This is a genomic window from Agrobacterium sp. T29, from assembly GCF_006970545.1.
Classification (GTDB): Bacteria; Pseudomonadota; Alphaproteobacteria; order Rhizobiales; family Rhizobiaceae; genus Agrobacterium; species Agrobacterium leguminum.
On the sequence record NZ_CP040641.1, the window covers coordinates 623,839 to 645,547 of the forward strand.

General features: G+C 60.7%; 18 protein-coding genes and 1 riboswitch. Of the genes, 7 read left to right on the forward strand and 11 right to left on the reverse strand.

Features of this window, described 5'->3' with window-relative positions; translation table 11 throughout:
- Window positions 1-2 precede the first annotated feature (2 nt).
- From FGF54_RS17810 to FGF54_RS17835, 6 genes are all read left to right on the forward strand, one after another.
- Window positions 3-431, forward strand: coding sequence for a hypothetical protein (locus FGF54_RS17810; protein ID WP_003520863.1), 429 nt, complete (start codon window positions 3-5; stop codon window positions 429-431).
- Window positions 432-447: 16 nt separating this feature from the next.
- Window positions 448-1,668, forward strand: coding sequence for a YcaO-like family protein (locus FGF54_RS17815; protein ID WP_246666993.1), 1,221 nt, complete (start codon window positions 448-450; stop codon window positions 1,666-1,668).
- Complete coding sequence (locus FGF54_RS17820; protein ID WP_142780615.1) at window positions 1,665-2,378, forward strand: TfuA-like protein; 714 nt, start codon at window positions 1,665-1,667, stop codon at window positions 2,376-2,378. The genes FGF54_RS17815 and FGF54_RS17820 overlap by 4 nt, the downstream gene beginning before the upstream one ends.
- Window positions 2,375-3,520: a hypothetical protein gene (locus tag FGF54_RS17825; RefSeq protein ID WP_142781568.1), complete on the forward strand. Its 1,146-nt coding sequence runs from the start codon at window positions 2,375-2,377 to the stop codon at window positions 3,518-3,520. Before FGF54_RS17820 ends, FGF54_RS17825 begins: the two co-directional genes overlap by 4 nt.
- Before the next feature lie 126 nt (window positions 3,521-3,646).
- On the forward strand, window positions 3,647-4,084 hold the full coding sequence (locus FGF54_RS17830) for a helix-turn-helix domain-containing protein (RefSeq protein WP_003520859.1): 438 nt from the start codon (window positions 3,647-3,649) through the stop codon (window positions 4,082-4,084).
- Window positions 4,085-4,178: 94 nt separating this feature from the next.
- The gene (locus FGF54_RS17835; RefSeq protein WP_168208178.1) at window positions 4,179-4,412 is read left to right on the forward strand and encodes a hypothetical protein; all 234 of its coding nucleotides are present in this window, start codon (window positions 4,179-4,181) and stop codon (window positions 4,410-4,412) included.
- 191 nt (window positions 4,413-4,603) lie between these two features.
- On the opposite strand, the gene metE is transcribed toward FGF54_RS17835, so the two are convergent.
- The 4 genes from metE to xylF form a co-directional block, all read right to left on the reverse strand.
- The gene (gene metE / locus FGF54_RS17840) at window positions 4,604-6,952 is read right to left on the reverse strand and encodes a 5-methyltetrahydropteroyltriglutamate--homocysteine S-methyltransferase (protein ID WP_142780617.1); all 2,349 of its coding nucleotides are present in this window, start codon (window positions 6,950-6,952) and stop codon (window positions 4,604-4,606) included.
- Window positions 6,953-7,051: 99 nt separating this feature from the next.
- A riboswitch (cobalamin riboswitch) is annotated at window positions 7,052-7,263 on the reverse strand.
- Between the two features lie 61 nt (window positions 7,264-7,324).
- Entirely contained in the window at window positions 7,325-8,107 is a 783-nt protein-coding gene (locus FGF54_RS17845) for an ATP-binding cassette domain-containing protein (RefSeq protein ID WP_059753655.1), read from the reverse strand.
- An 18-nt stretch (window positions 8,108-8,125) separates the two neighbouring features.
- The gene (locus FGF54_RS17850; protein WP_142780618.1) at window positions 8,126-9,439 is read right to left on the reverse strand and encodes a sugar ABC transporter permease; all 1,314 of its coding nucleotides are present in this window, start codon (window positions 9,437-9,439) and stop codon (window positions 8,126-8,128) included.
- Window positions 9,440-9,682: 243 nt separating this feature from the next.
- Window positions 9,683-10,723 carry a D-xylose ABC transporter substrate-binding protein gene (gene xylF / locus FGF54_RS17860; protein WP_059753660.1) on the reverse strand — a complete coding sequence of 347 codons (1,041 nt, stop codon included), beginning with the start codon at window positions 10,721-10,723 and terminating at the stop codon, window positions 9,683-9,685.
- A gap of 243 nt (window positions 10,724-10,966) precedes the next feature.
- Here xylF and FGF54_RS17865 point away from each other — a divergent pair, with 243 nt between their 5' ends.
- The gene (locus tag FGF54_RS17865; protein ID WP_168208179.1) at window positions 10,967-12,199 is read left to right on the forward strand and encodes an ROK family transcriptional regulator; all 1,233 of its coding nucleotides are present in this window, start codon (window positions 10,967-10,969) and stop codon (window positions 12,197-12,199) included.
- 19 nt (window positions 12,200-12,218) lie between these two features.
- Here the strand turns inward: FGF54_RS17865 and FGF54_RS17870 are convergent, their stop codons facing one another.
- The 7 genes from FGF54_RS17870 to FGF54_RS17900 form a co-directional block, all read right to left on the reverse strand.
- Entirely contained in the window at window positions 12,219-13,763 is a 1,545-nt protein-coding gene (locus tag FGF54_RS17870; RefSeq protein ID WP_142780621.1) for a glycerol-3-phosphate dehydrogenase, read from the reverse strand.
- Window positions 13,764-13,935: 172 nt separating this feature from the next.
- Window positions 13,936-14,352, reverse strand: coding sequence for a methylmalonyl-CoA epimerase (mce, locus tag FGF54_RS17875; protein ID WP_142780622.1), 417 nt, complete (start codon window positions 14,350-14,352; stop codon window positions 13,936-13,938).
- Between the two features lie 13 nt (window positions 14,353-14,365).
- Window positions 14,366-16,507 (reverse strand): methylmalonyl-CoA mutase, encoded by a 2,142-nt coding sequence (gene scpA / locus FGF54_RS17880; RefSeq protein WP_142780623.1) that lies wholly within the window; start codon window positions 16,505-16,507, stop codon window positions 14,366-14,368.
- A gap of 133 nt (window positions 16,508-16,640) precedes the next feature.
- Window positions 16,641-18,644: an acetyl/propionyl/methylcrotonyl-CoA carboxylase subunit alpha gene (locus FGF54_RS17885; RefSeq protein ID WP_142780624.1), complete on the reverse strand. Its 2,004-nt coding sequence runs from the start codon at window positions 18,642-18,644 to the stop codon at window positions 16,641-16,643.
- A 49-nt stretch (window positions 18,645-18,693) separates the two neighbouring features.
- A complete protein-coding gene (locus FGF54_RS17890) occupies window positions 18,694-19,071 on the reverse strand; it encodes a hypothetical protein (RefSeq protein WP_003520841.1) in 378 nt (125 codons plus the stop codon).
- 103 nt (window positions 19,072-19,174) lie between these two features.
- The gene (gene yghU, locus FGF54_RS17895) at window positions 19,175-20,071 is read right to left on the reverse strand and encodes a glutathione-dependent disulfide-bond oxidoreductase (RefSeq protein ID WP_142780625.1); all 897 of its coding nucleotides are present in this window, start codon (window positions 20,069-20,071) and stop codon (window positions 19,175-19,177) included.
- A gap of 92 nt (window positions 20,072-20,163) precedes the next feature.
- Window positions 20,164-21,696 (reverse strand): acyl-CoA carboxylase subunit beta, encoded by a 1,533-nt coding sequence (locus FGF54_RS17900; protein WP_142780626.1) that lies wholly within the window; start codon window positions 21,694-21,696, stop codon window positions 20,164-20,166.
- Window positions 21,697-21,709 lie beyond the last annotated feature (13 nt).

The window sequence follows — 21,709 nt, forward strand, 5'->3', positions numbered from 1 at the left end:
CTATGTCCTCGCATTTCTTCATTGTCGGAAAAAAGGGTTTCGGCGTTCTCTTCATTCGCACGGCGCCGCTCAGGGTTGCGTCCGTGTCGCATGAGACGATTGCCGCCTATGAAGCCAGCCATCCCGGCGTGGATGGTTATGCCCGCGTGGCAGCCGCCGCAAAGTCGATGCTCGTTCGCCAGAACGGCCAGCCGGAAGCGGAACTGGACCAGGTTCAGATTCAGGGCATCGAAGCCCTCGTCTCCGGCGGTGCCGTGGTTTCCGAAGCCGATTTCGCCTTCATCGGCGAAGTGAACGACGCCGGCTGGGATTTCAACCGCATGGTACAGGCGCCGATCGAAGCCGCCCTGAAGGCTGTCGGCCCGGCCGGCTCCGTCACCGGCGAGCTGTTCGACGCCATCCTTGCCGACGACAGCAACACGGCGCCCTGATCGCGGTCGCGCAGCCTTGACCGGCGCCGATGCTCCCATATCAGCGACAGCGGCTTCAAGGCATGTCGACGCTTCGTTCTTCGATCCCGGACTGCTTCGGCGGTTCGGGATTACCCGTGTCGGCGACGTGACCGGCCTCGATATTATCGGCATTCCCGTCTGGTTCGCAGCCCGGCCCAATTCGCGCGGGCTGTCGGTCTCGCAGGGCAAGGGGCTTGTCGCGGAACAGGCCCGGCTATCGGCGATCATGGAGGCGATCGAAGGCGCGGTCGCCGAAGAAACCCGTAAACATATCGCCGCCGTCAGCTCCGTTCAGGAGATGCGGGACAAAGGGGTTCCTCTCATTCCCTTCGAAACCGTTGGCAGGGTCGATCCGGACGCGCTCGATCCGCGAAAAGAACGTGCCTGGGTGAAGGGCACATCCATTCGCCGGCAGGGGCAGGTTTTTGCGCCTTACGAACTTGTCGGCATGGATTTCCGGGTGGATTTCCCATGGGACCGGCAGGCCTTCCGCATGAGTTCCCAAGGGCTCGCGGCGGGGTTCGACCATGACCATGCGGTCCTCCATGCCCTGCTCGAACTTATTGAAAACGATGCCTGCCTTCTCGTCGACACTTTCGAGACGCGCGCCATCGCACCGCGACCGGTCCTCATTCCAGCGGGCGTCGATCCTTCCTTCGACGGTCTCGTTCAGCACCTTTCGGATATCGGCCTGCCGCCGTCCTTCTTCGACCTGACGAATGGGCTTGGCGTGCCGGTTATGATGGCGAGCCTGCCCCGGTCGCTTCAGGCGCAGGACGGGCCAGCCACCCGCAGCGCCGCGGGCGCTGCCTGCCGGCCCGATATCCATGGCGCTGCGATTGCAGCCTTGCTAGAGGCGATCCAGTCGCGATTGACCGATATCAGCGGCGCGAGGGACGATCTTTCTCCTCTCCGCTACCAGCGGGATATGGTTGCGGCCGGGTCTTCGGCCGCCGGCGTGCAGCCGATGGAAAGGGTGCCGGCCAATCTCGATTTTATACATGACGCCGCGTCTTCGCCGCCATGGCGTCAGCTTGCGACACACCTGTTCGCCGGCGGCATCGAGGATATCTATGTCTTTCCGCTGGAAACGGAGGTATCCGGCCTGCATGTGGTGCGGGTTTTGGCAAGCGGCCTTGCTCCGGCCGGCGGCGGCCTGCAACACATCTCGCAACGCACTCTCGATCACCTGCTGACCGTCGGAGGCCTCGGATGAAGCCGGTGGTTTTTGCAGGGCCGTCCATCCACGGCATCGCAGCCGAGCACATATCCGGTCTCGATCTTCGCGGTCCGGCCGCCTGCGGCGATATTTTCGATGCGGTCCGGCAAGGCGTCGGGACAATCGGACTGATCGACGGGCTCTATGGCGATTGCGCCGCCGTCTGGCACAAGGAAATCCTGTTTGCACTGTCGAGCGGCGTCACCGTTTTCGGCGCCGCCAGCATGGGAGCGCTCAGAGCGGCGGAATGCGCCCCCTTCGGCATGATCGGCATCGGCGAGATTTTCGAAGCCTATCGGGATGGGCGGCGTTTTTCCGATGCCGATGTGGCGGTGAGCCACGCACCCGGCGCGCTCGATTACCGCGCGCTGACAGTCGCACTGGTCGATGCCGAGGCGACGCTCGCCGTCTGCCGCGAGACGGTCGCTCCAGAGGAATATGACGCGCTCACCTGCGCAGCCAACAATCTGCATTTTACCCGCAGGACATGGCGCGCCGTCGCCGCGGAAGCGGGCCTCGGCTCCGAGACGGCGAATCTGCTCGCGGCCAATGCGGTTTCCATCAAAAGAAACGATGCGGCAAGGCTTCTGGCAACAATCACGGGAGAAACGTTGCCATCCCCACCGCCGCCATCATGGAAGCTTCAGAATACGATGTTTTTCCAGCAATTGGCAGCAAGGCAGGCGGCAGGGGACAAAAGGTCTTGAGCGCCATCCAGCCCCTGCCTCTTATGCCCGATTGCGGCGGGCTGATCCGCACGATTGCGCTCGCACTACCCGCCGCTTTTTTTGCGGAAAACAGGGCCACTGACACTGTTTCACCGCTCATTCCAATCGGAAACCTGCTCTCGGCCCTGCCCGCAGATATCACCGCTTTTATCGTGACCGATCAAGCCAGTCTCGCGTCAGCGCGAGACTGGCTCGGCAGCCTGCCAGCCTCCTGCGGCACCGAGCTGATACCCCTTGTCGGAAATGACGGCGTTTCGCATCCGTGGATACAGGACATGTTCCATGTGCGTGCGATTGATCCCGCGACAGAATTCGTCCTGGTGGCGGAGAAGGCCATCGGCGTCAGCCTGGCCGAATATCTGGGAGCGGCAACCACGCATTCGGATGTCGCCTTGGCAGGCGGCAACCAGCTTGTCGGCCCGGATTTTCGGCTGGTGGGCCATGCCAGCCTGCAGGATGACAGGGGGATAGGAAGGAATGCGGCCATCCCTTCGCAGCGGTGGCGAAAAATTCAGGCTCTCGACGGCAGAAACATCTTCAGTTTCGGATATCGGCCGGAAGATCTCGGCAAAGTCCCGGTCTCTTCCGATTTTTCCGCGATGGAAACTTGCGGAGCGGAGATTGCCGGCAAAAAAATGCACCAATGCGGCTTCCACGTTGACCAGTTCGTTTCAGTCACCGGTCTGAGAAGCGGCGGCCGGCCGCTATTGCTCGTTGCCGACCCTGTCGCGCATGGCGGATGCAATGCCCGCGCCGCAACCGAGCTGAAACGAAAACTGGACGCCTCGTCACTTTGGCTCGCGCGACAGGGCTTTGCGATAGAACGAAATCCCATCCCGCTTTCGCGGGCCATCGACACCAAAAAATGCCTGCCCAGACTTTACAACAATGTCCTTCTTGAAAATGTCATACGTTCCGGTCAGAAACGGCCATTCGTCTGGGTTCCGCATTTCGGCGATACCGAGTCGCTTGAGGAATTCGATGCAATGAACCGAGAAATTTGGGACAGAATCGGCTTTCAAACCATCGGCGTGGCCGGATGGAGCCATCTTTCCAGCCGCAACGGTGCGTTGCGTTGTGCAACAAAAATAATAAATCGCGGCCCGGACACGCGATTATGAACGAAAAATCGTGCAATTTCGTCAATAAAGCGTCACAATACCCGTGGAAATTGTGTTGAATGTATACCTTCAACAATATTAATTGATAATCATCGGATTTAAGAACCTCAACCGGAGGAATTTGTAATGCACGCCAAACTACCCAGCCCGATCGACGTCCATGTCGGCGCACAAATCAGAATGCGCCGCAAGTCGCTCGGCATGAGCCAGAGTGCGCTGGCCGGGCGATTGGGCATCACCTTCCAGCAGGTCCAGAAGTATGAAAAGGGCGCCAATCGCGTCGGCGCGTCCCGTCTGCAGGCCATTGCGTCGATTCTCGGCGTTGAGGTCAGCTCCCTGTTCGCCAATGCCACGCCCGATGGCGACCCGGCCAATCCGGCCCTTGGCACGATCAATGCCATGCAGACCTTCGTGGCCTCGAATGAAGGCTTTTCGCTCAACCAAGCCTTTTCGCGCATCAAGAGCGCCGCTGTGCGCAGAAGCATCGTCGCTCTCGTGACATCGCTCGCCGCCACTGAAGCGGCAGAAAATGCCGCCGCGCCGGCGGACAAAAACGACGATTGACGCAGGTGTGACGCTCGCGTGACGCTCGATGTGGTCGAAAATGAACAACGCAACATTATCGCGTTTTCATACTGTCGACTGTCGAGAGGGAATCATGGCGGCGTCTACCACAGCTATACTTGAACAGGACAATGCAGACGAGATTCTGGCGCTCGGGCGGATGGTTTCCTATCTTTGCCAGCGCTCGAAATCTCTGGAACTGGGCATGTCGACCTATTTCCTGGAAATGGCATTGTTGTCGCTGGCCCAGGACATCAATCACCAGGGTCTGCCGCCGGTAAGCGCAGAGCTGAATGTCGGCGCCTTCGCTCAGGCCGATCTGCATTGAGCGCTTCCGCAACGGCGTAAATCCGCCGGGATTGAGCGTTTCCACACCGATCTCCAGTCGTAGGCCCGGAAACGTTCATCTGCCTGTCCGGCTGGCTCCATCCTCCCGGAGAGGCTTTCATATGCCCTCCCCCACATTTTCCCGGCGGAAGCCATGATGGAGGCCCGGTTCTCGCCGGGCCTCCATTCATATCAGAGCACCGCACGGCGAAGCTCGGCAGCGGCAGCAACCATGTTGACCAGTGCCGGCCTGACCTCTTCCCATTTACGCGTCTTCAGGCCGCAATCCGGATTGATCCAGAGCTGCCGGTCGTCAAGCCGCTCTCGCGCCAGCGCCAGAAGATCGACCATTTCTCCAACCGCCGGCACACGCGGGGAATGGATGTCGTAAACGCCGGGACCGATCTGGTTCGGGTATTTGTAGGTCCGAAACGCATCCAGCAATTCCATCTTCGAACGCGAGGTCTCGATGGAGATCACGTCGGCGTCCATGGCAGCAATGGCATCGATGATCTGGTTGAATTCGGAATAGCACATATGGGTGTGAACCTGTGTGCGGTCGCCCACGCCGCTGGAGCAAATGCGGAAGCATTCCACCGCCCAGCCGAGATAATCCTGCCAATGCCGGTGCCGAAGCGGCAGTCCTTCGCGAAGAGCTGCCTCATCGATCTGGATCATCTGCGCACCGGCCGCTTCGAGATCATTGACCTCATCGCGGATGGCGAGCGCGATCTGGCGGCATGTCAGGCTTCTGGCGATATCGTCGCGGACGAAGGACCAGTTGAGGATCGTCACCGGCCCGGTCAGCATGCCCTTGACGGGTTTGTCGGTGAGCGACTGCGAATATTCCCACCAGCGAACCGTCATCGCTTTCGGACGCGACACGTCGCCGAAAATAATGGGTGGGCGCACATAACGCGAACCATAACTCTGCACCCATGCATGCTGGGTGAAAGCGAAGCCGGAAAGCTGTTCGCCGAAATATTGCACCATGTCATTGCGCTCGAACTCGCCATGCACGAGAACGTCGAGACCGATTTCCTCCTGCCAGCGGATGGTCGCCTCGGTTTCCTTCTGCAGGAATTTTTCATATTGCGCATCCGTCAGCGCGCCCTTGGAATGCGCCGCTCTGGCCTTGCGCACCTCCGGCGTCTGCGGGAAGGAGCCGATGGTCGTCGTCGGGAAAAGCGGCAGCGCAATGGCCTGCGATTGCACTTTCTGCCGCTCGGCAAACGGGCTCACCCGCTTCCTGTCGGCCTCGCCAATCGTCGCAATACGCTTCTGCACGGCGGCGTCCGTTACCTTCGGCGAGGATGCACGCGCGGCAACGGCCTTGGAGGCAGCCTCCAGTTCCGTCGCGACAGCGGCCTTGCCCTCGCCGAGGGCCCTGCCAAGCGTGGCAAGTTCGCCGAGCTTCTGGGTGGCGAAGGAAAGCCAGCTTTTCAGATCGGCATCGAGGCCGGTTTCCAGTTCGAGATCGACCGGGACATGCAGCAGCGAGCAGGACGGCGCGATCTGAAACGCCGCCGCACCGCGTGCCGCGATGGCGGGTTCCAATCGGGTAATGATTGCAGCGAGATCAGCGCGCCAGATGTTGCGGCCGTCGATGACACCCAGCGACAGGACGCGATTTTCCGGCAACGCCTTCAACGCCGTCTCCAGCGCATCTGGCGCTCGCACCAGATCGATATGAAGGCCGGTGACCGGAAGCGATGCGACGGCTTCGAGATTGTCCTCAGGCCCACCGAAATAGGTGGCGAGCAGGATTTTCAGATCCGGCGCGGCCTTCGACAAAGCCCGATAGGCCACAGCCAGCGCGTGACGCTCCCCCTCGGAAAGATCGAGCACGGCGACCGGCTCGTCGATCTGCACCCAGTCCGCACCGGCCGCGCGCAGGCGACGCAGCAGCTCTTCATAGACGGGCAGCAACCTTGCCAGCAGATCGAGCGGCTTGAAGGCTGCCTCGCGCGCCTTGGCAAGCTTCAGGAACGTGACCGGGCCGAGAATGACCGGACGCGTATGGATGCCGAGCGCTTTCGCCTCAAGGAAGTGGTCGACCGGCTTTTGCGAGGTGAGCACGAAATGCTGATCCTCTGAAACCTCCGGCACCATGTAGTGATAGTTGGTGTCGAACCATTTGGTCATTTCCAGCGCCGGAACGCCCTGACCATGATGCGAATGTCCTTCATGCCCATGGCCGCAGCCTGCGTGCCCTTCGCTCTGGCTGCCGCGCGCCATGGCGAAATAGGTGGAGAGGGAAACATCTCCACCCGCCCATCCATAGAGGGATGGAATGGCGCCCACCATCACGGCCGTATCGAGGACATGATCGTAAAGGGAGAAATCGTTGGACGGGATATGGGTAATCCCCTTTTGCAGTTGGAGCGCCCAGTTTTCGGCGCGCAGCCGGCCGGCGGTTTCGAGCAGTTCCGTCTCGGAAATCTTGCCGGACCAGAAGCCTTCAAGCGCGAACTTCAGTTCGCGATGGCGTCCGATCCTCGGAAAACCGAGCGATGCGACTGGAATGGTCTTGTCTGGCATTGTCATACCCCATTTGGTTGTGGGGGCATGGGTAAAGCGGACGCGTGCAGGTCCGGCCTGTGCCGGACCATTGCAGCAACCACCGGGACACCCCGCCCGTGGACGTTATTTTGTCCTGGCAGGTCTCCTGGCTTACGGGTCGTCGCCTTTGTCCGTCTTCCCGGGGGTTACCCAGTGACGTGTTGGACAAAGGCTCGCCGCTTACAGTTGCGGGGGCAGCTCCGGTCTTGCCGATCGTCGGCGCACCGTATTCCCTCTTAGCTCCAGGATCGAACAGACGAGCCCGGAGAACCATGACACCCGCATTTCTCACCACGGGCGCCAAGATGTCAATAGACATAAAGAAATCTTTATGTCTTTATTTCACTGAGTTCAGAGCGCGACCGCACCCGGCCCCGGCACCGCACCGGCCGGCACTTTGCCCAGAATGATCATGCCAAGCACCTCGTCCTTGGTGACATCCTGCGTGCGGGCATGGCCCACCACCTTGCCGTTCTTCATCACGAAGACCCTGTCGGCCAGATCGAAGACGTCGTGAATATCGTGGCTGATGAGGAAGATGCCGATGCCCTGCCGTTTCAGCTCCTTGACGAGATCGCCCACCTGCGCCGTTTCCTGCGGTCCGAGCGCGGCCGTCGGCTCGTCCATGATGAGGATGCGGGCATCGAACAGAATGGCGCGGGCAATGGCCACGGACTGCCGCTGGCCGCCGGACAGTGCCTTCACCGGTTCCTTGAACCGCCGGAAATTGGGGTTGAGACGCCCCATGACCTCGCGGGCCGAGGCTTCCATGGCGACATCGTCAAGCGTGCCCCATTTCGTCTTCAGCTCGCGGCCGAGATAAAGATTGGCTGCCGCATCGACATTGTCGGCCACGGCCAGCGTCTGGTAGATGGTCTCGATACCGTATTTTTTGGCATCGCGGGGATTGCGGATATCCGCATCCTCGCCATTGATGAGGATATCGCCGCCATCGCGCCGGTAGGCGCCGGAGAGGATTTTGATAAGGGTCGATTTGCCCGCGCCGTTGTGGCCAAGAAGGGCGACCACCTCACCGGGGAAAAGATCGACAGAGGCGTTTTCCACCGCGTGGATGCCGCCGAAGGAAATGGAAATATTGCGCATTTCCACGAGGGGCGTGACTTGGTCCGTCATAGGAGTTCTCCTCGGTTCTTACTTGGCGCGGGCGCGGTAGATGGTGTCGAGCCAGACGGCGACGACCAGAACCACACCGACGACGATGCGCTGGAAGGGCGTATCGATGCCCACCAGCACCATGCCGGATTGCAGCGACTGCATGACGAGCGCGCCGAGCATCGCGCCCGCAATGGTTCCGACACCGCCGGCAAGCGAGGTGCCGCCGATGACGGCCGCCGCGATGGTGTAAAGCTCGTCCAGTTCGCCCTGGGCATTGGTGGCCGCGTTGAGGCGGGCGGTCGAGATGGCGGCGGCGATGGCGCACAGAACGCCCATCAGCGTGAAGATCTTCACCGTCACCCAGCGGGTCTTGATGCCGGCGAGTTCGGCCGCTTCCGGATTGCCGCCGATGGCGAAGACATAACGTCCGAAGCGCAGCCTTGTGGCGATGAAGGTCATGACCGCACCCACGGCAAGCGCCATCAGCACCGGAATGGCGATACCGTGCGAAATGAACAGACCGCCTTCAGGCCAGGCGATGCCATTGGCATCGGCATAGTTGCGGGCGATGTTGACCGGCCATGGATAGCTGTTGACCACCGCCACGAAACCGATGACGACAAGGCAGCCGAGCGCGGCCAGAAAATATTCCGCCCAGACGGGCCGCAACGGAAAGCCGAAACGGCGGCGCTGATGGCGGGAATTCAGGATGGCCGCAATGATGGCGACGCAGGCGACGACGGCGGCGATCCAGCTCCATGTCGCACCAATCGAACCGCTGGTGCCGCCGCCCATCAGGCGGAAGGTCGAATCCATCGGCGCCACGGTGCGGCCGCTGGTGATGAACCAGGTGCCGCCGCGCCAGACGAGCAGACCGCCGAGCGTGACGATGAAGGACGGCACGTTGAGGAAGGCGATGATGGAGCCCTGCAGCATGCCGATGGCGCCGCCGACGAGAATGCCGACCATAAGCGTGACGATCCATGTCGCCCAATGTTCGAAGCCGAGGATCTGCGGCAGGATTTCCGCCTGCATGACACCCATGATCATGCCGGAAAAACCGAGGATCGACCCGACCGAAAGGTCGATGTTGCGGGTGACGATGACGAGCACCATGCCGGTCGCCATGACGGCCACGGACGCGGTCTGCACGGAGAGGTTCCAGAGGTTTCGCGGCGTCAGGAACAGCCCGCCGGACAGGATATGAAATCCGATCCAGATCAGAAGAAGCGCACCGACCATGCCGAGCAGCCTGGTATCCAGCTCGGTGGCGTTGATGAAGCGCGTTATCGAGCCTGTTTTTTCCGTCTTTTGCGACGTTGTGGAATTGGATTGGGTCATATCGGCCATGAACTGCCGGTGCTCCTCACATCTTAGAGCGTTTTCGCTTTTCCCTGAATCGCGAAAACGCTCCAACGCTTTGTTCTGGCACATTTCCGGACGGAAAACCGGGCTCCACTTTTCCTGGAAATGCTCTAACTCTTTGTTTTGCGCATTTCCGAACGGAAAACCGGGGCCCACTTTTCCTGGAAATGCTCTAAAAGGCGCCACGCCATGAACCATGGCGCAGCGCCCGAACCGGGACCTATTCGATCAATCGCAGGCTTTGACGGTTCCGGCCTTCACACCCTGGCAGGCCGTTTCCTTCTTGATCCAGCCGGCATCGATGACGACGTTCAGATTGTCCTTGGTGATGGCGATCGGCTTCAGGAAGACCGACTGCATCGTGACCTTCTTCGGGCCGCCATCAAAGGCCGTGACGCCCTTGATCTCTGTCATCTTCTTGCCGCCGGCCAGTTCCAGCGCGATACCGGCCGCTTCCTTGCCGAGTTCACGGCTGTCCTTCCAGACCGACACCGTCTGCGTGCCGAGCGCGACGCGGTTCAGCGCGGCGAAATCGGCATCCTGACCGGAAACGGGAACCGAACCGGCCATGCCCTGCGCGGCGAGAGCGGCGATTGCACCGCCGGCCGTGCCGTCATTCGAGGCGACGACCGCATCGACCTTGTTGTTATTCTTGGTCAGGAACTGTTCCATGTTCTTCTGGGCATTTTCCGGCTTCCAGCCATCGGTATAGGCTTCGCCGACATTCTTGATCTTGCCGCCGTCAATGGCCGCCTTCAGCACTTCCTGCTGACCGGCAAACAGGAAGTCCGCGTTCGGGTCGGAAGAAGAGCCCTTGATGAAGACGTAATTGCCTTCCGGCTTCACCTTGAAGACTTCGGCAGCCTGCAGACGGCCGACTTCCTTGTTATCGAAGGTGATGTAGAAAGCGTTCTGGTTTTCGATCAGACGGTCGTAACCCACGACCGGAATGCCCTCGGCAACGGCCTTTTCAACGGCCGGGCCAATCGCGTCGCTGTCCTGCGCCAGAATGATCAGCGCGTTGGCGCCCTGCGAGATCAGCGATTCCACGTCGGTCAGCTGTTTTGCGGCGGATGATTGCGCATCCGCGGAGATGTATTTCGCGCCGGCCTTGTCGAGCGCCGCCTTGATGGCTGCCTCATCCGTTTTCCAGCGTTCTTCCTGGAAATTCGACCAGGAAACGCCGACGACGAGATCGGCCGCGATAGCCGCGGTATGCAGGGAAACGAGTACGGCTGTACCCGCCAAAAGCTTGGCAAAAGAATTCATGATGTCCTCCCGGTAAGGGCGAAGCCCCACACCTCCATGCAGGAAAAACGCCCGGAAAAAGCTGCCGGTCTCTGTGGTTTCACAATTTTCTCGACAGTCGAGAAAATTAATGTCAGAGATTCCCCATGCTGTCAACAACGGCTGCGGGCAGCATCCGGGTGCCTTGATCTTCGCTCTGGCATGCGCCATCAGAGTGGATCAGCACGACAGGAAAAAGGCCGTTCAGGGAGCATGCCCCAGCCCATGTCCGCCATTGCAAGTACGGAACTGGTGCGCCAGAAAAACAGCCTGTCGGTGATGGCGGCGCTGCGCCTGCACGGCAGCCTTTCCCATACCGACATGTCGTCTTTCACCGGGCTTGCCTCCGCAACCGTCTCCGCCATCACCACCGAGCTTGAGCGGGCCGGTCTCATTCTGCGGAAGGAGCAACTAGCCACCGCCGGCCGCGGCCGGCCACGCATTCTCTTCGGCCCGCGCGGCGCTTTCTGCCATGTCGCCATCGTCATCATCTCTTCCGACAGCGTGCAATATTCGCTGGTCGATTATGCCGGCAAGCTGGTGGACCGCTTCACCGAACAGAGGATTACGGCTGAAAAAGGCACATTCGGCGGCGCGATCCTCGCCGGTCTCGCAAGACTTGCCGATCGCTCGCGCATCGACCGGCACGATATCCTCCAGGTCTCGATCAGCAGCAAGGGGCTGGTGGATGCGGCCGCGGCAACGCTTGTCTGGTCGCCGGTTCTCGGTGACGAAAGGATCGATTTTCAGCGGCTCGTTTCCGGGGACGGGCGCATTCGCGTGACGCTGAACAACGAGACGCTGCTGGCCGCCAAGGCCATCTGGATGCGGGAGCAGGCACGGGAAAACCCGGCGCCGGAAGCCCTCGTCACCCTGTCGCTCGGCCACAGCATCGGCCTTGGCATCGCCCGCTCGACGGGCGGCGCAATCGAGGTCAGCGCCCCCAATTTCGGCCATATGCTGCATCTGGCCGACGGCGCACTGTGCCGTTGCGGCACCAAAGGCTGCATCGAGGCCTATTCCGGGTTTTACGCCATCCTGCGTTCTGCTTTCGAAGCCCCGCCGCAGGCGGAACCGGCGAAATTCGTGCCGATCGCCGAGGTGGACAAGATCGCCGCCTCGGCCCGCACCGGCGCCCGCATGGCGCGGTTCGCCTTCCGCACCGCCGGCCTTGCGCTCGGCAACGGCCTTTCACGCCTCTTCAGCCTGCATGGCCATATGCCGGTCTTCATCACCGGCCCCGGCACCCGCTATTTCGATCTTCTGGAAAGCGGCCTGCGCGACGGTCTGGCGCAATCGCAGGCGGTGCGTTTCGGCGGCATGCCGAAAATCGCCATAGCGCCCAACGAGCCGGAACTGGTGTTCGAAGGGCATATGGAACACGCGCTTTCAGCCGCAGACGACTATATTCTGAGCACCGACGGCCCGGAGAGGCCGGCGAAGAGTTCCGGGAGCTGACGGGGCAACCGGCGGATTTTCAGGCCCGCTCCGCCACGGCTTCAGCCTTTTGCCCGCCGCCCGTCAGCACAGCCACGAAGTCATCGAGACCGGCAGCCTCGTCCTTGTTCAGGCGCAGGCCCTGTTTCGTGCGTCGCCAGAGAATGTCCTCGGCCGCGCAGGCCCATTCGTGCTCGATCAGCCAGCGCACCTCGCATTCATAAAGCGTGCCGCCGAAATGCCGGCCGAGGCCTGAGACATCGGTGGCGCTGCCCAACAGTTCCGCCGCCTTGGTGCCGTAGTTTCTGACAAGTCGCTCGGCATGGCGTCCGTCAAGGAAGGGATAAAGGGAGACGAGCGCCCGCACCTGCGCCTCATATCTCTCAGCGCCGAAATCGCCGCCCGGCAGGTGAGAGCCCGCCGTCCACGGCTTGCCCTTTTCACCAATCGCCGCACCGATCTTTTCCAGCGCATGTTCCGCCAGCCGCCGATAGGTGGTGAGCTTGCCGCCGAAAATATTGAGGAGTGGCGCTTCGCCTTCCCCCTCTTCCACTTTCAGCACATAATCGCGTGTCGCTTCCTGCGCTTTCGAAGCGCCGTCATCAAATAGCGGGCGCACGCCGGAATAGGTCCAGACGATATCTTCCGGCCGGACCGGTTCGCTGAAATAGTCGCTGGCCGCGTTGCAGAGATAGGAAATTTCATCTTCGGAGATGCGAACGCTGGCCGGATCGCCCTTGTAATCGCGGTCCGTGGTGCCGATCAGCGTGAAATCGCGCTCATAGGGGATGGCGAAGATGATGCGGTTATCCGGATTCTGGAAGAAGTAGGCGCGCGGATCGGAGAACTTCCTGCGCACAATGATGTGGCTGCCCTGCACGAGCCGGACATTATGCACGTCGTTGCGGCCGAAGACGCCGGAAAGCACCTTGTCCACCCAGGGACCGGCGGCATTCACCAGCATGCGCGCTTTATGTGTCTCCGCACGTCCAGTTTTTTCGTCCAGCGTCTCGATGAGCCACAGCTCGCCTTCGCGCCGTGCGGAAACGACCCGCGTGCGGTTCATGATCGTCGCGCCGCGATTGGCCGCATCGCGCGCATTGAGGACCACGAAACGGGCATCATCCACCCAGCCATCGGAATATTCGAAAGCTCTGGCAAATGTCGGCTTCAACGGCTTGCCCGCCGGGTCCTTGCGAAGATCGAGCGTGCGGGTCGCCGGCAGAAGCTTGCGGCCGCCGAGATTGTCATAAAGAAACAGGCCGAGCCGCACCATCCATGCCGGGCGCACGCCGCCTTTCTGGATGGGCAGGACGAAACGCATGGGCCAGATGACATGCGGCGCCATGGCCCAGAGGATTTCCCGCTCCATTAGCGCTTCGCGCACCAAACGAAACTCGTAATGTTCGAGATAACGCAGGCCGCCATGGATGAGCTTGGTGGCGGCGGAAGACGTGCCCGAAGCGAAATCGCCCTTTTCCGCAAGCGCCACGGAATAGCCCCTGCCCACGGCATCGCGGGCAATGCCGCAGCCATTGATGCCGCCACCGATAACAAAAAGATCGAAAATATTCTCGCCGGACATAGAGCCTCCACGACAGCGCCGGGGGACCGCGTCCCCATCGTTGAAAGACAATTGCCATAAAAACGAAAACAAAACGAATGTCAAAAGAAAACAAACGAAACACGTTCCGGCAAAGGCGAATGGCCGCTGCGCGCCGTTCACCGTATGGCCAGCCTCTTACGGGGCCTGTGTTTCAGCCGTATGTCTGGGAAACCTGCTCAAGCTCATAGAGCACGCCGCCCATATCCTTCGGATGCAGGAAAAGAACGGGATTGCCATGCGCGCCGATCTTCGGCTCGCCATCGCCCAGAATTCGAATGCCCTTTTTGACGAGATCGTCGCGCGCCGCGACAATGTCAGGCACTTCAAAGCAGAGATGATGCGTGCCGCCGCCCGGATTTCTCTCGAGAAAAGCGGCAATCGGCGAATTTTCGCCGAGCGGATAAAGAAGTTCGATCTTGGTATTGTCAGCCTGAATGAAAACCACGATCACGCCGTGTTCAGGCAGGGATTGCGGTTCCGAGACATCTGCGCCCAACAGCCTGTATCGGGCAATGGCGGCTTCGAGATCGGGCACCGCGATGGCGACATGATTCAATCTTCCGAACATGGCCGTCTTTCCCTCACGCGTTCCGCCTAACGCCTTCGAGCAGGTCAATGACCTTGTTGGCGGCATCCATGACATTGGTACCGGGGCCGAAAATCGCCGAGACACCGTGGTCGAGCAGGAACTGATAATCCTGCCGGGGAATGACACCGCCGACGACAACGATGATGTCTTCCGCGCCCTTCTGTTTCAGCGCCTCGACCAGCTGCGGCGCCAGCGTCTTGTGACCGGCGGCGAGCGACGACATGCCGACCACATGCACCCTGTTCTGGACGGCGAGATCGGCCGCTTCAACGGGTGTCTGAAACAGGGGCCCGGCCAGCACATCGAAACCGATATCGCCAAAGGCGGAGGCGATGACCTTCGCGCCGCGATCATGCCCGTCCTGCCCAAGCTTGGCGACCATGATGCGCGGCTTGGTGCCGATCCTCTCAGCCACACCGGAAAGCCGGGCGGCGAGCGTGGCAAGTTCCGGCTCGTCCTTATAGGCCTCGCCGTAAATATCGCTCACCACCTCCGGCACGGCGGCATGGTCGCCGAAGGCCGCACGCAGCGCATCGGAAATCTCTCCCACCGTGGCGCGGGCGCGGGCGGCGACAACGGCGGCTTCGAGAATATTGCCCTTGCCGCTGCGGGCGATCTCGGAAAGTGCTGCCAAAGCGGCGGTCACGTCCTTGCCATCGCGGCGGCGGCGCGTTTCTTCGATGCGGCGGATTTGTGCGGCCCGCACGGCGGCGTTGTCGATATCGAGAACATCGATATCCTCTTCATTTTCGAGACGGTAACGGTTGACGCCGACGATGACCTCTTCGCCCTTATCCACCGCCGCCTGCCGGCGTGTGGCGGCCTCTTCGATCAGTCGTTTCGGCAGACCTTCCGCCACCGCCTTGGTCATGCCGCCAAGCGCTTCCACCTCCTCAATCAGCGCCCAGGCCTTCTCAGCCAGTTCGTCCGTCAGGCTTTCGACATAGTAGGAGCCGGCCAGCGGATCGACCACCTTTGTGACACCGGTTTCATGCTGGAGGATGAGCTGGGTATTGCGGGCGATGCGGGCGGAAAATTCCGTCGGCAGGGCAATCGCCTCATCGAAGGAATTGGTGTGCAGCGACTGCGTGCCGCCGAGCACGGCGGACATGGCCTCAAACGCGGTGCGGACGATGTTGTTATAAGGGTCCTGCTCCTGCAGCGAGACGCCCGACGTCTGGCAATGGGTGCGCAGCATCAGCGACGACGCCTTCTGCGGCTTGAACTCCTCCATGATGCGCGACCAGAGCAGGCGCGCGGCGCGCAGCTTGGCAGCCTCCATGAAGAAATTCATGCCGATGGCGAAAAAGAACGACAGGCGCCCGGCGAAATCATCGACATTCAGCCCCTTGGCCAGCGCCGCCCGCACATATTCGCGGCCATCCGCCAGCGTGAAGGCCAGCTCCTGCACCAGCGTCGCGCCCGCTTCCTGCATGTGATAGCCGGAAATGGAGATGGAGTTGAATTTCGGCATCTCCTTTGCCGTATATTCGATGATGTCGGCAATGATCCGCATCGAGGGTTCCGGCGGATAGATATAGGTATTGCGGACCATGAACTCCTTGAGGATATCGTTCTGGATGGTGCCCGAAAGAGCGGCGCGAGGCACCCCCTGCTCTTCCCCCGCAACGATGAAACTGGCGAGCACCGGAATAACCGCGCCATTCATGGTCATCGACACCGAGACTTTTTCGAGCGGAATGCCATCGAACAGGATTTTCATGTCCTCGACGCTGTCGATCGCCACGCCCGCCTTACCGACATCGCCCTCCACACGCGGATGATCGCTGTCATAACCGCGATGGGTGGCGAGATCGAAGGCCACGGAAACACCCTGCTGACCGGCGGCGAGCGCCTTGCGATAAAAGGCATTCGAGGCTTCGGCCGTGGAAAAACCGGCATATTGGCGGATGGTCCAGGGCCGGCCGGCATACATGGTGGCACGCGGGCCGCGCGTGAAAGGTGCAAAGCCCGGCAGGCTGTCGAGATGCGAAATCTTTTGAAGATCGTCAGCGGTATAGAGCGGCTTGACCGCGATGCCTTCGGGCGTGTGCCAGACGAGCGTTTCCGGTGAACGCTTCAGCTCTTTTTCGGCAAGCTGCAGCCAATCCCTCACCGTTTTTTCACCCGACATGCATCTCTCCCCTTCTGCATTTCATTTTAGCACTGTGACGGGTGATCGTGACGAAAATCGAACGATCCGCCCGCAGGTCCGACCCCGTAAACCGCTCCGGCCCACATGCGTTCCGGAAAAACGGCAGCAGCCATCACTCGAATTCGAGGATGACTTCATCCACCGCGAGGCTGTCGCCCGGTTTTGCCGCCACTCTGGCAACGCGGCCGCGTTTTTCCGCGCGCAGGATGTTTTCCATCTTCATGGCCTCCACCGTCGCCAGCGCCTGCCCGGCCTCCACCTCGTCACCCTCACCCACGGAAATACCGGTGATGACGCCCGGCATGGGGCAGAGCAGCAGTTTCGATGTATCCGGCGGCAGTTTTTCCGGCATCAGCAGCGCCAGTTCCGCCACACGCGGGCTGCGCACATGGGCACGAATATCCATGCCGCGCCAGCGCAGGCGGATCGCAGCACCTGCAAGATCGACCTTGGCGGCGATAACCTCCCCCGCTACCGTGAACAGGCCGAGGCTCTGGCCGGGAAGCCAGCCGGTATCGACGGTGAGCGCCGCCCCGTCTTCAAAACGGGCCGCCGTACCATCCGTGCCGGTTTCAACGCCGACCCTGTGGCGGGATGCGCCAAACGACACCACCCAGTCCTGACCGACAATGCGGCGGTGATTGCCGATCGTGCCGGAAATTTCGATCGCGCGGCTCTGCAGCCGCTGATGGATGATGGCGGCGATGGCGGAAAGCTGGCGCGCCGCGCCCTCATCCGGTTCCACGCCGGAAAATCCTTCCGGAAATTCTTCCGCGATAAAGCCCGTCGTCAGGCGGCCGGCGCGGAAACGCTCATGCTGCATAACGGCCGATAAAAAGGGCAGATTGTGGCCGATGCCCTCCACCTCGAAACGATCCAGCGCCTGCCCCATGGCGTCGATGGCGGTTTCACGATCCTTGCCTAGAGCGCACAGCTTGGCGATCATCGGATCGTAATACATCGAGATTTCGCCGCCTTCGAAAACGCCGGTATCGTTGCGGATGACGGTGCCGTTCTCCAGTTCACTCTCCTGCGGCGGGCGATATCGCGTCAGCCGGCCGATGGAGGGAAGGAAGTTGCGATAGGGGTCTTCGGCATAAAGCCGGCTTTCGATGGCCCAGCCGTTCAGCTTCACATCCGCCTGCCCGAAGGAGAGCTTTTCTCCTGATGCGACACGGATCATCTGTTCGACCAGATCGATGCCGGTGATGAGTTCCGTTACCGGATGCTCCACCTGCAGGCGGGTGTTCATTTCCAGAAAGTAGAAATTCCTCTCGCCATCGACGATGAATTCCACCGTGCCGGCCGAATGGTAACCGACGGCTCTCGCCAGCGCCACGGCCTGCTCGCCCATGGCTTTGCGGGTGGCTTCATCCAGAAAGGGCGATGGGGCTTCCTCGATGACCTTCTGGTTACGGCGCTGGATCGAGCATTCGCGTTCACCCAGATAAAGTGTGTTGCCGTGCTTGTCGCCCAGCACCTGAATTTCAATGTGACGCGGCTGGGTGACGAATTTTTCAATGAAAATGCGGTCATCGCCAAAGGAGGATTTCGCCTCGTTTTTCGAGGACTGGAAACCCTCGCGCGCCTCGGCATCGTTGAAGGCGATGCGCATGCCCTTGCCGCCGCCGCCGGCCGACGCTTTGATCATGACGGGATAACCGATCTGCGAGGCGATCCTCACCGCCTCATCCGCATCCTCGATCAATCCCATATGGCCGGGAACGGTGGAAACACCCGCTTCCGCGGCCAGTTTCTTGGAGGTGATCTTGTCGCCCATGGCCTTGATGGCGCCAACAGGCGGACCGATGAAGACGACGCCCGCCTTTTCCAGCGCCTCGGCAAAGGCAGCATTTTCCGACAGGAAGCCGTAACCGGGATGGACAGCATCCGCCCCGGTCCTCGCGATTGCCTCAAGAATCCTGTCGATGACGATATAGGACTGCGACGAGGGGGCCGGGCCGATATGAACGGCCTCATCCGCTTGTCTCACATGCAGCGCATTGGCATCCGCATCCGAATAGACCGCGACAGTGGCGATGCCCATTTTCTTCGCCGTCTTGATGACCCGGCAGGCAATCTCGCCGCGATTGGCGATGAGGATTTTCTTGATCATGCGGTTATTCTCCCCCTCTTCCCCTCACGGCAAATGCCGTGCCCCGTTCTCAGATCTCGAAGAAATTCTCGAAAGACTCCGGGAAGTTCTGCCGCGCAACGCGCTCATCAATCACCAGCATCGCCTGATAGGAAAGGGGATCGAAATTCTTCTCCGCCGGCACCACCTCGCGGCCGAAGAGCAGGTTGAGGCGGGCGGCGTCGAGATTGCCGCGCTCGAAGGGCTCGGCACCGAAATGGTGCCAGAGCGAGTGCAGGAAGGCGGCATCGATGCGATGCTCCTTGGTGTCGTTGCGCGCCCGGCGGGGTATCATCTTGATAGGTGTTACCCCTTTGGGGTTGGCGCGGCGGATGGTGAACTGGACGCCCGTGCTCGGCATGCCGGAGGGAAATCCCTTGTGTTTGGTCATTTCGGGCAGGTTCGCCATCTTTTGTCCTTCCAGAACATTTCCATTAAAAGCTGCATTGCTTTTACGTCCGGAAATGCGTCAATTCAAATAGTTAGAGCGCTTTTGGCGCTCTAATCTTTCCTTATGCCCTGCCGATCTTGTCCTGCGTCTTCGTCTCGAAGTCGGAGGCGTCGTGGCGTTCATGCAATTGTTCGGACGGATCGCCCGAGGTCTTGTTGACGATCACGCCACGCTTGACCGCCGGGCGTTCGCCGATTTCGAGCGTCCAGCGCATGACGTTCTTGTAACCGTCCGCCTCAAGGAACGCACCGGCATCGCCATAGGCCTGACCGAGCGCGATCTTGCCGTACCACGGCCAGACGGCCATGTCGGCGATCGTATATTGATCACCCGCCAGATAGCGGTTTTCAGCCAGATGCCGGTCCAGCACGTCGAGCTGGCGTTTGACTTCCATGGCGTAGCGGTCGATGGCGTATTTGATCTTCACCGGCGCATAGGCATAAAAATGGCCGAAACCGCCGCCGAGGAAAGGGGCGGAGCCCATCTGCCAGAACAGCCAGTTCAGCGCCTGCGTGCGGGCATTGCCCTCTTTCGGCAGGAAGGCGCCGAATTTTTCCGCGAGATAAACGAGAATGGAGCCGCTTTCGAAAACGCGCGTCGGTTCAGTCGTCGAGTGATCCATCAGCGCCGGGATCTTGGAATTCGGATTGACGCCGACAAAACCAGAACCGAACTGGTCACCTTCGCCGATCTTGATCAGCCAGGCATCGTAGTCCGCGCCCTTGTGGCCGGCGGCCAGCAATTCTTCCAGCATGATGGTGACCTTCTGGCCATTCGGCGTCGCCAGCGAATAAAGCTGCAGCGGGTGCTTGCCGACCGGCAGTTCCTTTTCATGGGTGGGACCGGCAATCGGGCGGTTAATACTGGCGAACTGGCCGCCATTGCCCTTGTCCCAGGTCCAGACCTTGGGCACCTCATATCCGGCGGGGAAATTATCTGCGGAGGAATTTTCGGCCATAAAAATCTGTCCTTGTGCGTTTCGGGAGGACATCCGGACATCCGGGCGCCTGAACAAACATATAGTAAGGTGGCCGAAGCATTTTTCCAGTCTCAGAGCGGAATAGTGTCGTGTTTCTTCCAGCGGGTTTCCACGCTCTTGTTACGCAGCGACGCGAAGGCGCGGGCGATGCGACGGCGCGAGGAATGCGGCATGATGACCTCGTCGATGAAACCGCGTTCCGCCGCCACAAAGGGATTGGCGAAACGCTCTTCATATTCCTTCGTGCGCGCGGCGATCTTCTCCGGATCGGAAAGCTCGGAACGATAGAGAATTTCCGCCGCACCCTTCGCGCCCATCACGGCGATTTCCGCCGTCGGCCAGGCATAATTCACATCCGCGCCGATATGTTTCGAGGCCATCACGTCGTAAGCGCCGCCATAGGCCTTGCGGGTAATCAGCGTCACCATCGGCACCGTCGCTTCCGAATAGGCGAAGAGAAGTTTGGCGCCGTGCTTGATGACGCCGCCATATTCCTGTGCCGTTCCGGGCAGGAAACCCGGCACATCCACCAGCGTCAACAGCGGAATGTTGAAGGCATCGCAGAAGCGCACGAAACGCGCCGCCTTGCGCGAACTGTCGATATCGAGGCAGCCGGCCAGCACCATCGGCTGGTTGGCGACGACACCCACCGTCTGGCCTTCGAGACGGATGAAACCAGTGATGATGTTGCGGGCGAAAGCCTCCTGCAGCTCGAAGAAATCGCCCTCATCGGCCAGCGCGTGGATCATTTCCTTCATGTCATAGGGCTTGTTGGAACTATCAGGGATTAGCGTATCGAGACGTGCTTCCAGCCGCGCCGGATCGTCGTGGAACGGGCGCACCGGCGGCTTTTCGCGGTTGTTGAGCGGCAGGAAATCGAACAGCAGCCGCACATGTTCCAGCGTTTCGATGTCGTTTTCATAAGCGCCGTCGGCGACGGAGGATTTCTTCGTGTGGGTGGAGGCTCCGCCCAGTTCCTCAGCCGTAACGATCTCGTTGGTGACAGTCTTCACCACATCCGGCCCGGTCACGAACATGTAGGAGGTATCGCGCACCATGAAGATGAAATCGGTCATGGCCGGCGAATAGACGGCACCACCGGCACAAGGCCCCATGATGACGGAGATTTGCGGCACGACGCCGGAGGCGATGACATTGCGCTTGAACACATCGGCATAACCGCCAAGCGAGGCCACGCCCTCCTGAATACGCGCTCCGCCTGAATCGTTGAGGCCGATCACCGGCGCGCCGTTGCGCACGGCCATATCCATGATCTTGCAGATTTTCTGGGCATGGGTTTCCGAAAGCGAGCCCCCGAGCACGGTGAAATCCTGCGAAAACACATAGACCTGCCGGCCATTGATGGTGCCCCAGCCGGTGACGACACCGTCACCCGCCACCTTCTGCTCCGCCATGCCGAAATCCACCGCCCGGTGGGTGACGTACATGTCGTATTCCTCGAAGGAACCTTCATCCAGGAGCACGTCGATGCGCTCGCGCGCCGTCAGCTTGCCCTTGCCATGCTGCGCCTCGATGCGCTTGACGCCGCCGCCCAGCCGCGCCTCAGCGCGCCGCGTTTCCAATTGCTCCAGAATGCCGGGCATGTTTCCTCCATGC

Coding starts and splice junctions, on each gene's coding strand:
- xylF (WP_059753660.1), bottom strand. CDS start 10,723: ATGAATTCTTTTGCCAAGCTTTTGGCGGGTACAGCCGTACTCGTTTCC.
- FGF54_RS17900 (WP_142780626.1), bottom strand. CDS start 21,696: ATGCCCGGCATTCTGGAGCAATTGGAAACGCGGCGCGCTGAGGCGCGG.
- FGF54_RS17850 (WP_142780618.1), bottom strand. CDS start 9,439: ATGGCCGATATGACCCAATCCAATTCCACAACGTCGCAAAAGACGGAA.
- FGF54_RS17885 (WP_142780624.1), bottom strand. CDS start 18,644: ATGATCAAGAAAATCCTCATCGCCAATCGCGGCGAGATTGCCTGCCGG.
- FGF54_RS17845 (WP_059753655.1), bottom strand. CDS start 8,107: ATGACGGACCAAGTCACGCCCCTCGTGGAAATGCGCAATATTTCCATT.
- scpA (WP_142780623.1), bottom strand. CDS start 16,507: ATGTCGGGTGAAAAAACGGTGAGGGATTGGCTGCAGCTTGCCGAAAAA.
- FGF54_RS17870 (WP_142780621.1), bottom strand. CDS start 13,763: ATGTCCGGCGAGAATATTTTCGATCTTTTTGTTATCGGTGGCGGCATC.
- FGF54_RS17830 (WP_003520859.1), top strand. CDS start 3,647: ATGCACGCCAAACTACCCAGCCCGATCGACGTCCATGTCGGCGCACAA.
- FGF54_RS17820 (WP_142780615.1), top strand. CDS start 1,665: ATGAAGCCGGTGGTTTTTGCAGGGCCGTCCATCCACGGCATCGCAGCC.
- FGF54_RS17865 (WP_168208179.1), top strand. CDS start 10,967: ATGTCCGCCATTGCAAGTACGGAACTGGTGCGCCAGAAAAACAGCCTG.
- mce (WP_142780622.1), bottom strand. CDS start 14,352: ATGTTCGGAAGATTGAATCATGTCGCCATCGCGGTGCCCGATCTCGAA.
- yghU (WP_142780625.1), bottom strand. CDS start 20,071: ATGGCCGAAAATTCCTCCGCAGATAATTTCCCCGCCGGATATGAGGTG.
- FGF54_RS17890 (WP_003520841.1), bottom strand. CDS start 19,071: ATGGCGAACCTGCCCGAAATGACCAAACACAAGGGATTTCCCTCCGGC.
- FGF54_RS17810 (WP_003520863.1), top strand. CDS start 3: ATGTCCTCGCATTTCTTCATTGTCGGAAAAAAGGGTTTCGGCGTTCTC.
- FGF54_RS17835 (WP_168208178.1), top strand. CDS start 4,179: ATGGCGGCGTCTACCACAGCTATACTTGAACAGGACAATGCAGACGAG.
- metE (WP_142780617.1), bottom strand. CDS start 6,952: ATGCCAGACAAGACCATTCCAGTCGCATCGCTCGGTTTTCCGAGGATC.